The organism is Weissella uvarum, assembly GCF_016908785.1.
Lineage (GTDB): Bacteria > Bacillota > Bacilli > Lactobacillales > Lactobacillaceae > Weissella > Weissella uvarum.
Genome location: NZ_JAFBEO010000008.1, coordinates 41080 through 54438 on the forward strand (window position 1 = coordinate 41080; position 13359 = coordinate 54438).

Sequence of the window (13359 nt, forward strand, 5' to 3'; positions counted from 1 at the left end):
TTCGTGCATTAAAAAAGTAGGTGAAGCAAATGAAGATGATTGTAGGATTAGGAAATGTTGGTCGTGAGTATGATCGAACGCGTCATAATATTGGGTTTATTACGCTAGACGCCTTGGCCGATCGGAATGATTTAACATTTAAACAAGATAGTGACCACCATGCTTTTGTGGCTAATTGGTTTTACGCTGGGGAAAAAGTTTTACTAGTTAAACCAACGACTTTTATGAATGATTCTGGTAAAGCGGTGCGTCCTTTGATGGATTACTATAAAATTGATATTTCTGATATCTTAATTGTTCATGATGATATGGATATGGATTTGGGGAAGCTACGGTTACGGGCCAAAGGTTCTGCTGGTGGACATAATGGAATCAAAAGCATTGCTAACCATTTAAATACACAAAACTTTAATCGTCTAAAGTTTGGAATTTCACACCCTAAACATTCTCATCAAGCAGTTATTGATTTTGTCTTGGGTAAGTTTGGTGAAGATGAAGAACCTGAGCTATTAGCCGGAATTGATAAAGCTTTGGACATTTTTGAAGATTTTGCAGCAGGAGATGATATTCAAACGTTGATGAATCACTATAACTAAGTAAAGGAGCCTAACATGCAGTTAGTTGATTTAATCGCACAGGATCAAGATTTAACTCAATTAGCAACAGCTACCAAATCCGGCGGTCGCCATGTGATTACTGGTTTGTCGGGAGCGGCGAAGAATGCTTATATTGCGGCTTTAAATCAGCAGGTGGATCAACCAATGTTGGTGGTTGCGGATAGTCAGTTTCATGCGGATCAGATTGCCGAGGATTTAGCTAGCTTATTGCCTGAGCGTTCCGTACATATTTTTCCTGCTGAGGAAAGTTTAGCCAATGAAATTGCGGTAACGGCGCTTGATGTGCCGATTGCTCGTGTTAAAGCGTTGCATGCTTTGCAAGAAGATAATCGAGCCATTGTGGTGACTAGTATTACAGGGGTTACCCGTTATTTACCACCAGTGGCTGATTTTATGGCAGCCAGTTTGACAATTGATTTTTCACACGAATATGCTTTAGATGATTTAAGCGCGCAATTGCATACGATGGGGTATCAAAAGCGTGAGGCGGTGAGTCAACCAGGTGAATTTGCGGTGCGTGGGTCAATCGTTGACGTATATCCTCTGGATGCTGAGTTTCCAGTTAGAATGGATTTCTTTGATACGGAATTGGATTCATTACGAACGTTTGACGTGGCAACGCAACGTAGTCAAGAAAACTTAAATCAAGTTACAATTTTACCAGCAACTGACTTGGTTGCTACAGATGAACAATTGGCTCAAACAAAGACTCGTTTTGAATTAGCTTTCACCCAAAATCGAGATCGGCTGGAAGGCGCTGATAAGCGACACTTAACTGAAGCCATGACGCCCTTAATTGATGGATTAAATCAAGGGCAAATTTTACCTGAGTTTAGGCAGTATTTGAAGTATTTGTATCCAGATGCGGCAAGTTTGTTTGATTATTTGCCACGGGATGCTTTTGTCGTCTTTGATGACTATCCACGGGCAGTTGATAATGCTAAACAATTGGCTGAAGAAAATACAGCGTGGTGGCAGCAAAAGGCTGATGAGCAACAAGCATTGGATGAAATTGACTTGGGATTTGATTTTACGCAGCAGGCCCAAAAGCTTGAGCAAGCTAGTATCATGATTTCACCATTGCAACGGGGCATTGGTAATTTAAAACAAACGTCATTGACCAATGTCACAGTTAGACCAAGCCAACAATTCTTTGGGCAGATGCCAATGTTGAAAAATGAAGTTGAACGCTGGCAAAAGCAGGGTAATACTGTTCTGTTTTTGACGAATACCAAGGAACGTGCGGAAAAATTAGAACAAACGTTGGATGACTTTGATATTAAGGTCAATGTCGTACCAACGAATGAACTAAAATCTGATCGCACCCAATTAACAGTGCAACCATTGAGTGCCGGTTTTGACTGGCCAGCACAAAAGTTGATTGTCCTAACCGAACATGAGCTATTTCAGCAAGTGAAAAAGAAGGCGCCACGGCGTCAAACATTAACAAATGCGGAACGGTTAAAGAGTTACAACGAACTAGAAGTCGGTGATTATGTTGTCCACGTTAATCATGGTATTGGTATTTATGAAGGCATGGAGACCATCGAACGGGATGGTGTAAAGCAAGATTACATCACGATTGGGTATCAAAAAGATGCTAAAATCTTTATTCCCGTTACCCAGCTTGATTTAGTACAAAAGTACGTTGGAGCGGCTGAAAAAGCACCAAAGCTAAATAAACTAGGCGGAACAGAATGGCAGAAATCTAAAGCCAAAGTGGCCAAAAAAGTTGAAGACATTGCGGATGAACTTTTGGATTTGTATGCCGAACGTGAGTTAAAGCAAGGTTTTGCCTTTCCACCTGATGATGATGCCCAAAAGCAGTTTGAAGATGCCTTTCCTTATCCTGAAACACCTGATCAATTGCGTTCATCAGAAGAAATTAAACGTGATATGGAAAAGGTGCGGCCAATGGATCGGTTATTAGTTGGTGACGTTGGATTTGGTAAAACTGAAGTTGCGATGCGGGCAGCTTTTAAGGCAGCGCATGCCGGTAAACAAGTTGCCATTCTGGTGCCAACAACAATTTTGGCGCAACAACATTATGATAGCTTTACCAATCGTTTTGAAGGAACTGGCATTAGTATTGGCCTACTATCGCGTTTCCAATCAACTAAAGAAGCTAAAGCGATTATCAAGCAAATGGAAGATCATGAATTGGATATCTTGATTGGAACGCATCGGATTTTATCCAAAGATATCCACTTTGCTGATTTAGGCTTATTGGTGATTGATGAAGAACAACGTTTTGGCGTGAAGCATAAAGAGCGTCTAAAAGAATTGCAAAAGAATGTTGATGTGTTGACTTTAACAGCGACACCAATTCCGCGTACGCTAAATATGTCGATGGTTGGGGTGCGTGACTTATCAGTCATTGAAACGCCGCCAGCAAATCGCTACCCGATTCAGACATATGTCATGGAACAAAACGGTCGTACTTTAGCAAATGCAATTGAACGCGAAATGGCGCGTGGAGGACAAACCTTTTATTTGCATAATCGGGTTGATGATATTGAACGAGTCGTGGCGATGATTGAATCTTTGGTACCCGAAGCGCGAGTAGCTTATGTCCACGGTAAAATGAGTGAAGCACAGTTGGAAGGAATATTGGTTGACTTCATTAATGGTGAATATGATGTCTTGGTGACCACAACCATTATTGAAACTGGTGTGGATATTCCCAATGCGAATACACTTTTTGTTGAAAATGCTGATCACATGGGATTGTCACAGTTATACCAATTGCGTGGTCGGGTTGGGCGTTCAAATAATATTGCGTATGCCTACTTTACGTATCCAGGAACACGAACGTTGAATGAAGAAAGTGAAAAGCGTTTGGAAGCAATTCGTGATTTCACTGAGCTTGGTTCTGGTTTTAAAATTGCAATGCGTGATTTATCTATTCGTGGTGCAGGAGATTTGCTGGGTCAAAGCCAACACGGCTTTATCAACAGTGTTGGTTATGACTTGTATATGCAAATGTTGAATGAAGCGGTGGCCAAGAAACAAGGTAAGGCGAAGACGAAGGCTTCAGATGCAGAGCTGGACTTGCAAGTGGAAGCTTATTTGCCGAACGATTATGTGCCTGATGGCCCACAAAAAATCGAAATTTATCAGCGCATTCGTAAATCAACGCAACCGGAGCAATTTGATGAAATTGAAGATGATTTGGTTGATCGTTTTGGCGAACTACCAAATTCAGCCCAACAACTAGTCTTGGTAGGTCGCGTTAAAGCATTGGCTGATAAGCTAGGTGTGGCGTCGATTAAACGACAGGGTAATAAGCAACAGTTGTTATTGATGCAGTTTACGCCTGACGCACCAGTCACTGCCGACGCCTTGCAAGCACAATTCAAAGCTCAAAAGATGGCTGGACAGATCAAGCAAAATCACCAGCCATTGCAGGCACAATTAGCCATTCAACCTAAGCAAGAGCCGATGGACTGGTTGAATCAATTACGTCATTTGTTCAAGGCACTGGTTGAGGAGGCATAGCATATGGCTAAGCAATCACAGAGAATTTTTGCGGGAGCCGGGCTGCTAGCTTTAGCTGGCTTAGTAGCAAAAATATTAAGTGCTGTTTACCGCGTACCATTTCAAAATATTGTTGGTAATCAAGGCTTTTATGTATATCAGCAAGTGTATCCTATTTATGGAATTGGGATGGTGATGGCGTTAAGTGGTTGGCCGTTGTTTATTTCTAAAATGGTTGCTGAACAAGGCAGTTTACAGGAACAACAGCAGGTCGCAAAACGTTTGTTTTGGTTGTTAATGGGCTTGAGTGTGCTTATTTTTACGGCCATCTATGGTGGAGCAAATCTGATTGCAACGGGCATGCATGATGTTCGATTAATTCCTGAAATCAAAGCGGTCGCTTGGATGTTTTTATGTATGCCATTCTTGGCGGTAGGCCGAGGGTATACGCAAGGGCAATTAGATATGGCCCCCACGGCAGTGTCGCAAGTTATTGAACAAGTTGTTCGTGTCGGAATCATCTTAGTCGTTGCTTGGTGGGGAATGCAACAACAATGGAATGTCTATCAAATCGGAACTTGGGCTACGTTTGCGGCAACCCTGGCCGGGATTGCGGCGATAATATCTTTATGGCCTAAAACAGGGACTGTGCGGTCTAATTCGGTATCTCAAACTGGTAATATTCCAGTGGCTTGGCGGACATTATGGCGTCGCTTATGGTTTGAGGGCGGACTTTTAGCAGTTTTAGCGGCTCTATTAGTGCTGTTGCAATTAATTGACTCGTTTACGGTTAAAGGATTACTGCAAGTCAATGGGTTGTCAGCTAGTGCGGCTGAAGTACAAAAAGGTGTGTATGATCGTGGGCAACCATTAGTTCAACTAGGGATGGTGGTAGCGACCGGGTTAGGAACCGCGCTTTTGCCGGCCCTACATGAGCATTGGCAAAATAAGCGCTGGCAAGAGTTGAAAAAAACATTTCAAATGACTGTCCGAATATCATTGGTGTTTTCGGTATTAACTGCAGCTGGATTAATCACAGTATTGCCAGTGGTTAACGAGATGCTTTTTAGCTCACGACAGGGTGACAGTGCATTAGCCTGGTACACTTTAATTGTCGTTCCGGCCACTTTAATCACCGTATTAACGAATGTTTTGCAAAGTTTGAATAAAACTAAGGGCCTCTTTTGGTTAGTTGGAGTAAGTCTTATTATTAAATGGGGGCTCAATCAGTTTTTAATTCCGAACTTTGGAATTATTGGGGCGGCAGTCGCCACTTTACTTGCTTTAGTACCATTGCTTGTTTTTACAATCTATCGGATTCCAAGCCAGTTATGGCACAAAATGAGTAGCAAAGGGTGGTGGCTATCACTGGGTTTAACGACAATCACTGTTGTGTTAAGCGCTGGGGTTATCCGAGTTGTTGGTGATACACTATTGGGAAAGGGCCGGTTAGATAGTGTGGTCACTACAGTTTTCGCTGTTGTCGGTGGCGGAGCCATCGGGATTATTTTATTATTGTATTTAAAAATATTTAATGAAGATGAGTTACTAGCTTTGCCGAAAGGTGATCGGCTAGTTAACCGAATAAAGGAGAACAAAGATGCGCCTAGATAAGTTTTTAAAAGTTTCACGTCTGATTAAACGACGGAGCGTTGCCAAAGATATTGCGGATCAGGGTCGAATTGATATTAATGGTAAAACAGCTAAATCATCAAATGACGTGACAGTTGGGGATGAATTAACAATTCGTTTTGGGAATAAAGTATCAGTAATTCGGGTCGACAAAATTGTTGAAACGACTAAAAAAGACGAATCTGATGAGATGTATTCGATTGTTGATGAACAATACACAACGGATGGAGAGGCGGAATAACGTTCTGTTATCTTTTTATATAAAAAGTTTAAGATTAGATGAATGGGCTTAAGAAACATCGCCTTTTCGGCTATTGTTAGGGTATAAATTATTGAGAAGACGAGAGGGGCCAGCAATGGCAAAATATCAAAACAATAAGAATATTCAACCATTGAATGATGCTGGTCAGCGATCGTTAGAATTTAAAAAACAAGAGCAGATACATCAGCATAAAGTACATCGACGTCGTCGTTTGATTTGTGCTGCGATGATTTGTGTCTTAACCTTAACTTTTGCTTGGCAATATCAAGCGCATTCAGCGCGTTATAACCAAACCGTTCAAGCTTCAAACAAAATGCAAAAGAAGTTGGACAGTGCTAAGGCTACTAATAAGCAATTAAAGCAAACACGTCGTGATGTTAAGGATGATACTTATTTGTCAAAGTTAGCACGTGATCGTTATTTGTATTCAAAAAAGGGTGAGGTTGTCTTCAACCTACCAGATAATTAGTCAAAAAAGGTCGAGCATGTGCTCGACCCTTTTTATTATGTAGAGTTAAGGAGATTAAGCATGCCAATGAACAAACGGCAGCGTGAATTAATTGAATATGTTCGTCAAGTTAAACTGTTTGATGCAGATGATCATCTTTTAGTTGCTTTTTCGGGGGGGCATGATTCTTCAATCCTGTTGGCTTGGTTGACCAATGGACAATTGCCAGCAGATTTACAACCGAAAGTCAGTGTATTGTATGTTAATCATCAATTACGACCGGATGCGGCGGCTGAAGAAGCCAGTGTGCGCCGAAGCCTTGATCAAACAAAAAACCTTTGGTCATCAAAAATTGTACGCTTAGACTGGGAAAAAACGCCGACAACTAGGGTGGAAGAGCAAGCGCGTCATCGGCGGTATGCTGCGCTCATTGATGAAGCTAAGGCGATTGGTGCTAATAAATTAGTAACTGCGCATCATCAAGATGACCAAGCTGAGACGATTTTATATAAACTTGTCCGAGGTGGTAATATCACTCAGCTAAAGGGGATGCAAGCTAGTGTAAAGCTTAATGATGGATTGGCTTTAATCCGCCCGTTTTTAGGGATACCTAAAGCCTCGCTTGATAAGCTTATTGATAAACCTTTATCTACATGGGTGACGGATAGCTCAAATCAAAACAATCAATTTGCCCGTAATCGGATTCGAAATGCTGTGATGCCCGAGCTAGAGCAGATTAATCAGCAAACGACTAAGCACCTTGAGGAATTTGCTGACCAATTAGCTGGTATGGAATATTTATTAGAAAAACAGTTGCCTACTTATTATCAACAGTTAGCTGAGGGTACCTTTGATTGGAAAATGCCAGACGCAGCGATAGAGATTATTTTGCAACGTTGGTTAAATCAACAAGGCTGTTTTTCAGTTAAAAACAGCCAAATTAAACAAGCGATTCAAATGATGCGAAATCCAAGTATTTCAAGTGGGGAAATTCGTCTAAATCAAGTTGATGTATTACGTCGAAAAGGGCGGTATATCAGTTTAGTTAAAATTGGTTAAAGAACTTGTTGGTGTTTTGTTAATTTTGCTAAACATTCTGTTTTATTTGTGTTACTCTTAAAGCTGTGTAACGATAGGTGGATTAGATTTTAGGAGAACAACTACATGAACCAATGGGACATGAATAACGATATTGAACGCGTTTTATATAGTGAAGAAGACATCGCTGAGGCCGCAAAGCGTGTTGGGCAACAATTAGCCGCTGATTATGAAGGCCGGACTCCTGTTATTATTTCTGTATTAAAGGGAGCTGTTTTGTGGACCGTTGATGTAATGCGTTATATGCAATATGCTGAAACAGAATTCATCGATGTCTCAAGTTATCACGGAGGGATTGCCTCAAGTGGTGAGGTTGACTTAGTAGTTGATCTACAAACAGATATTCATGACCGTGATGTTATTATTATGGAAGATATCGTGGATACAGGACGTTCATTGCAATTTATGAAAGAATTGCTGGCAGAGCGTGGGGCCAAGTCAATTAAAGTTGCTAGCCTGTTAGACAAAAAGGATGGTCGTGTTGTCGACGCCAAAGTGGACTATGTTGGTTTTGATGTACCAAAAGCCTTTGTCGTGGGGTACGGACTTGATTACAAGCAATTGTATCGTAACTTGCCATATGTTGGTGTGTTAAAGCAATCTGTTTATGATCCCGAACATGCTGATTTGGTTGATACAACTGATATCACACCTGACCATTAATATAATTGTTAAATTAAACTAATCGAATACAACGAAGTGTTGTATTCGTAGGAGGAATAGATGCGAAACCCAAAGAACAATGGTAATTTTGTTCGCAACAGTCTGTTCTACGTCATCCTGGCCTTAGGATTCCTTGGTTTGTTCTACTGGGTTGCTGGACCTACGCAATCCACAACAACTAAGGCGACAACGACGTCGCAGTTCATGACTGATTTACAAGACAAAAAGATCAAAAAGATGACGGTTCAACCTGGAGCAGGAGTGTATGAAATCTCTGGTGAGTACCGTAAAGCACAATCGGATTCAAAGGATAACCAAAAGAATAACGGTAGCCTTTTGAATGGTATCATGTCTGAATCAAATGATAGTAAGACAAAGAAGTTCCAAACCGAAGTTGTAAGTAATGGTAGTGTGATTTCAGAAATCCAAAAGGATGCTGCTGACACTAAGACTGAAGTTAATACTAAGCCACAACCATCTAACTTCTGGGGAACCATGTTAGTAACATTGCTACCTGTTTTGCTAATGGTTGGTTTGTTCTACATGATGATGAGCGGTATGCAAGGTGGCCAAGGCGGACGTGGTGGTGGAAACATCATGGGCGTTGGTAAGTCAAAGGCTAAGCCTGAAGATCCAAGCGAGAACAAAGTCCGCTTTAAGGATGTTGCCGGTGAAGAAGAAGAAAAGCAAGAATTGGTAGAAGTTGTTGAATTCTTGCGTGATCCAAAGAAGTTCTCTAAATTAGGGGCGCGGATTCCTTCCGGTGTCCTACTTGAGGGCCCTCCTGGAACTGGTAAAACATTGTTGGCTCGTGCCGTTGCGGGTGAGTCAAAAGTGCCATTTTTCTCAATTTCAGGTTCTGATTTCGTTGAAATGTTCGTCGGTGTTGGAGCAAGTCGTGTACGTGATTTGTTTGAAAATGCTAAGAAAGTGGCGCCAGCCATTATCTTTATTGATGAAATTGATGCGGTTGGACGTCAACGTGGTTCAGGTACCGGTGGTGGTAACGATGAACGTGAACAGACTTTGAACCAAATCTTGGTTGAAATGGATGGATTCTCTGGTAGTGAAGGTGTCATTGTGATGGCTGCTACTAACCGTTCTGATGTTTTGGATCCAGCGTTGCTTCGTCCAGGTCGTTTTGACCGTAAGATTTTGGTTGGCCAACCAGATGTCAAGGGACGTGAAGCGATTTTGAAGGTTCATGCTAAAAATAAGCCTTTGGACTCAACAGTTGATTTGAAGGAAGTTGCCAAACAGACGCCTGGTTTTGTTGGGGCGGATTTGGAAAACTTGCTTAATGAAGCGGCTTTGCTAGCTGCACGTCAAAATCATTCAGTGATTACACCAAAAGATTTGGATGAAGCTGAAGATCGTGTCATTGCTGGACCCGCTAAGAAGGACCGAACGATTTCTGAAAAGGAACGTCGTACGGTGGCTTACCACGAAGCTGGACACGCCATTGTTGGTTTAGTTTTGAATGACGCCCGTGTTGTGCATAAGGTTACGATTGTCCCACGTGGACGTGCTGGTGGATATGCCATTATGTTGCCTCGTGAAGATCAAATGTTGATGTCAAAGCAAGATGCAACTGACCAAATTGCTGGTTTGATGGGTGGACGTGCTGCTGAAATGTTCATCTTTAATCAACAATCTTCAGGAGCATCAAATGACTTCCAGCAAGCAACCCAAATTGCGCGTTCAATGGTAACGCAATATGGTATGTCTGATAAGCTTGGTATGGTTGAGTTGGAAAACCAAAATTCTGCTCAAATGGGTCGAAACGGTTTGTCTTATTCAGAAGACACTGCCAAGGTCATCGATGATGAAGTTCGTCGTTTGACTACGGATGGTTACAATACAGCGATGTCAATTATTGCTGAATATCAAGACAAACATGAAGCGATTGCACAAGCTTTGCTTGAGTATGAGACTTTGGATGAAAAGCAGATTTTGAGCTTGTTTGAAACTGGTCATATGCCAGACGAACAACCGGTTCAAGAAGATGATGAAGAACCAATGTCATACGAAGAAGCTCGTGCTGCTGCTAATAACAAATTAGCTGAAGATGAAGCACAAACTTCATCAGATGATTCAAAGCGTGAAATGACGCCAAAAGACTCAAATGATGAGGAAATCTAATTAGCTACAATAAAAAGGACTAATCGCAGATTAGTCCTTTTTTGGTTTAAAGAATCGTTAGAAATAGCGTATAATGTGATTAAAATGTAATTAGTATATCAATTAAGGAGAATATCCCATGACAGATGAATTAGTACGTGCAGTTACCAAAGATAATGCTTTTCGCGCAATTGCTGTTGATGCAACACAAATGATTAAGAAGGTTTCAGAATATCATCAAACTTCTGAACTTGGTATTACAGTATTAGGACGGGCCTTAATTGGTGGATTATTGCTTTCAAATGCATTGTTGAAGGATGATGATCGTTTAGCTTTGACAATTGATGGAAATGGACCTGCTGGTAAGATTGTGGTTGAAACGTCAGCTGAAGGACAAGTGCGTGGTTATGTCACGAACCCTGAAGTTGAGTTACCACTTAAAGAAGATGGGTCACAAAACGTTGGAGAAGCCGTTGGTGTTGATGGCTATTTGACTGTGACTAAAGATATGGGTGAAGACATGGAACCATTCACTGGTAAAGTACAATTAGTGACTGGTGAAATTGGTGATGATCTAACTTACTATATGGCTAAATCAGAGCAGATTCCTTCTGCTGTGGCAGTTTCTGTTGATTTGGATGAGAGCGGTCAAGTTATTGCGGCCGGAGGATTTATTGTTTCAACTTTGCCAGATGCCAAGGACGAAGACCTTGATAAGCTAGAAGCAAAATTGGCTGATTACCCAGCCATTGGTGATATCTTAGAAAAGCAACACAATCCAATGGATCTGCTCGATGAATTGTTTGGCGCTGATGATTTAGAAGAAGTTGATCGTACGCGCGTAACGCCATATCCTGAAACGTCAAAGGCACGTTATGCCCAGATGTTGGAGACACTACCAATTGATGAGTTGCAAGCAATGCATGATCAAGATGGTGGACTTCAAATTATGGATCGCTTTACTGGTAAGACAATTGACTTTGCGGCTGATGAATTAGCTAACATTATTAGTGAAATGCAAGCTAAGCAGAATGAAAACAAGGATAATGCTAGCGAAAATGAAGATAAGTAGTTGTTTAAGCTTGCAAAATCACCTCAGCCTTGGCAATCTTAAATAGATAGTTTTTTTAAACAGATTGAAGAAGAATAGATAGGGGCAGATTACATGGCAGAACAACAAGAGTCATTGAATGATCAAATGCTTGCACGCCGTCAAAAAGTTGACGAGATGCGAGAAGCGGGGATTGATCCATTTGGACACCGTTTTGATCGCACACATACTGCGGAAGAGTTACATGAATTATATGATGAAACATCAGCTGAAGATTTAGAGGCTGCGCATCATGAAGTTCAAATTGCTGGGCGGATGATGACGAAGCGTCGTTCAGGTAAAATTAGTTTTGCTGATATTAAGGATCGCACTGGTCGTATCCAAGTGTTCATCCAAAAGCCTGTTGTTGGTGAAGATGTTTATGAGTGGTTTAAGAAGTCAGATTTGGGTGACATCTTAGGCTTTAAGGGTACTGTGATGAAGACCCGTGCTGGTGAGCTTTCAATTAACGTTGAAGAAATCACGCATTTGTCTAAGGCACTTCGCCCATTACCTGACAAATATCATGGTTTGAATGATGTGGAAACTAAGTATCGTCAACGGTACTTGGATTTGATTGCTAATGATGATACGTATGAGCGTTTCTATAAGCGATCACAAATTATTACAGCTATCCGTGATTATATGAATAAGGATGGGTTCATCGAAGTTGAAACACCAATGCTACAAAATTCTGCTGGTGGGGCCTCAGCGCGTCCATTCGTCACACATCATAATGCCTTAGACATTGATATGTATATGCGAATCGCGCTAGAGTTACACTTAAAGCGTTTGATTGTTGGTGGTATGGAACGCGTTTACGAAATTGGACGTGTTTTCCGTAATGAAGGAATGGATCAAAAGCATAACCCTGAATTTACGGTTATGGAAACATATGCCGCTTATTGGGACTTTGATGATGTGATGACTGAAACAGAAAACATCTTCAAGGCTGCTGCTAAAGTAGTATCAGATGATCTAAAGATTACTTATCAAGGGACTGAAATTGATTTAGGCAAGCCATTTGCCCGTAAGCACATGGTCGATCTGATTAAAGAAAAGACGGGTGTCGATTTCTGGGAGCCAAAGACATTGGAAGAAGCACGTGCGCTTGCTGATGAACATGGTGTTAAGTATGAAGACTACTGGACTGTTGGTCATATCATTAATGAATTCTTTGAAACATTTGTTGAAAAGACATTGATTCAACCAACATTTGTTTACGGTCACCCAGTTGAAGTCTCACCATTGGCTAAGAAGAATGCTGATGACGAACGCTTTACAGATCGTTTTGAACTCTTTATTGATGGTGGCGAATACGCCAACGCCTTTACTGAATTGAATGATCCAATTGATCAGCGCCAACGTTTCGAAGCACAAGCTGCTGAACGTGCTGCCGGTAATGATGAAGCCGAAGGTATTGATGAAGACTTTATCGAAGCGCTTGAATATGGTATGCCACCTACTGGTGGATTGGGAATTGGAATTGATCGTTTGGTTATGTTATTGACTGATGCGGATTCAATTCGTGACGTTTTGTTATTCCCAACAATGCGTTAATTAAAAATGAAAAAGGACGATTAGTTAAGTTTTTCTAATTGTCCTTTTTTTGTGCGTGAAATCGTTGACAATGGTTTGAGATATCTGTATTATCTTAAGAGTTGTCACAGGCAGTGACGACATGAAAACAACAACGAAAAAACTTATTGGAAATAATTATTGACGTAGGTTTTAGTAGTTGCTATAATATAAAAGTTGCGTTGAGGAGTTATCCTTTCCGTCTAACAGTAGATCATTGAAAACTGAATATCGTTTCGATATTAACAAATGTGTAGGGTCACCAACATAGTTGGTGAAAAACATTTGCGAAGTCAATTCGCTAGTAAATTCGTTTAACTTCTGTTAAACAACAAAATTGATTGAGTACAATCAAACTACAAAATGAGAGTTT

Annotated in this window: 10 protein-coding genes; all 10 read left to right on the forward strand. The window is 41.0% G+C overall.

Annotated features, from left to right (window positions below):
- The first annotated feature begins 29 nt into the window (after window positions 1-29).
- The gene (gene pth / locus JOC36_RS08160; protein ID WP_205146004.1) at window positions 30-596 is read left to right on the forward strand and encodes an aminoacyl-tRNA hydrolase; all 567 of its coding nucleotides are present in this window, start codon (window positions 30-32) and stop codon (window positions 594-596) included.
- Window positions 597-611: 15 nt separating this feature from the next.
- Window positions 612-4115: a transcription-repair coupling factor gene (mfd, locus tag JOC36_RS08165; protein WP_205146005.1), complete on the forward strand. Its 3504-nt coding sequence runs from the start codon at window positions 612-614 to the stop codon at window positions 4113-4115.
- 3 nt (window positions 4116-4118) lie between these two features.
- Window positions 4119-5708 (forward strand): putative polysaccharide biosynthesis protein, encoded by a 1590-nt coding sequence (locus JOC36_RS08170; protein ID WP_205146006.1) that lies wholly within the window; start codon window positions 4119-4121, stop codon window positions 5706-5708.
- Window positions 5695-5967 carry an RNA-binding S4 domain-containing protein gene (locus tag JOC36_RS08175; RefSeq protein WP_205146007.1) on the forward strand — a complete coding sequence of 91 codons (273 nt, stop codon included), beginning with the start codon at window positions 5695-5697 and terminating at the stop codon, window positions 5965-5967. The genes JOC36_RS08170 and JOC36_RS08175 overlap by 14 nt, the downstream gene beginning before the upstream one ends.
- A gap of 115 nt (window positions 5968-6082) precedes the next feature.
- Window positions 6083-6457: an FtsB family cell division protein gene (locus JOC36_RS08180; RefSeq protein WP_205146008.1), complete on the forward strand. Its 375-nt coding sequence runs from the start codon at window positions 6083-6085 to the stop codon at window positions 6455-6457.
- A gap of 60 nt (window positions 6458-6517) precedes the next feature.
- Window positions 6518-7495 carry a tRNA lysidine(34) synthetase TilS gene (tilS, locus tag JOC36_RS08185; RefSeq protein ID WP_205146009.1) on the forward strand — a complete coding sequence of 326 codons (978 nt, stop codon included), beginning with the start codon at window positions 6518-6520 and terminating at the stop codon, window positions 7493-7495.
- 105 nt (window positions 7496-7600) lie between these two features.
- Window positions 7601-8197 carry a hypoxanthine phosphoribosyltransferase gene (gene hpt, locus JOC36_RS08190; protein ID WP_239517571.1) on the forward strand — a complete coding sequence of 199 codons (597 nt, stop codon included), beginning with the start codon at window positions 7601-7603 and terminating at the stop codon, window positions 8195-8197.
- Between the two features lie 60 nt (window positions 8198-8257).
- Complete coding sequence (gene ftsH, locus JOC36_RS08195; RefSeq protein WP_205146010.1) at window positions 8258-10339, forward strand: ATP-dependent zinc metalloprotease FtsH; 2082 nt, start codon at window positions 8258-8260, stop codon at window positions 10337-10339.
- Between the two features lie 118 nt (window positions 10340-10457).
- Entirely contained in the window at window positions 10458-11390 is a 933-nt protein-coding gene (gene hslO / locus JOC36_RS08200; protein ID WP_205146011.1) for an Hsp33 family molecular chaperone HslO, read from the forward strand.
- A 93-nt stretch (window positions 11391-11483) separates the two neighbouring features.
- Window positions 11484-12968, forward strand: a complete 1485-nt coding sequence (gene lysS, locus JOC36_RS08205) for a lysine--tRNA ligase (RefSeq protein ID WP_205146012.1) — start codon at window positions 11484-11486, stop codon at window positions 12966-12968.
- Window positions 12969-13359 lie beyond the last annotated feature (391 nt).

What these genes read in the sequence shown, in the direction of transcription:
- hpt (WP_239517571.1), top strand. Translation starts at nt 7,601, where the DNA reads ATGAACCAATGGGACATGAATAACGATATTGAACGCGTTTTATATAGT.
- tilS (WP_205146009.1), top strand. Translation starts at nt 6,518, where the DNA reads ATGCCAATGAACAAACGGCAGCGTGAATTAATTGAATATGTTCGTCAA.
- mfd (WP_205146005.1), top strand. Translation starts at nt 612, where the DNA reads ATGCAGTTAGTTGATTTAATCGCACAGGATCAAGATTTAACTCAATTA.
- hslO (WP_205146011.1), top strand. Translation starts at nt 10,458, where the DNA reads ATGACAGATGAATTAGTACGTGCAGTTACCAAAGATAATGCTTTTCGC.
- JOC36_RS08180 (WP_205146008.1), top strand. Translation starts at nt 6,083, where the DNA reads ATGGCAAAATATCAAAACAATAAGAATATTCAACCATTGAATGATGCT.
- JOC36_RS08170 (WP_205146006.1), top strand. Translation starts at nt 4,119, where the DNA reads ATGGCTAAGCAATCACAGAGAATTTTTGCGGGAGCCGGGCTGCTAGCT.
- ftsH (WP_205146010.1), top strand. Translation starts at nt 8,258, where the DNA reads ATGCGAAACCCAAAGAACAATGGTAATTTTGTTCGCAACAGTCTGTTC.
- pth (WP_205146004.1), top strand. Translation starts at nt 30, where the DNA reads ATGAAGATGATTGTAGGATTAGGAAATGTTGGTCGTGAGTATGATCGA.
- JOC36_RS08175 (WP_205146007.1), top strand. Translation starts at nt 5,695, where the DNA reads ATGCGCCTAGATAAGTTTTTAAAAGTTTCACGTCTGATTAAACGACGG.
- lysS (WP_205146012.1), top strand. Translation starts at nt 11,484, where the DNA reads ATGGCAGAACAACAAGAGTCATTGAATGATCAAATGCTTGCACGCCGT.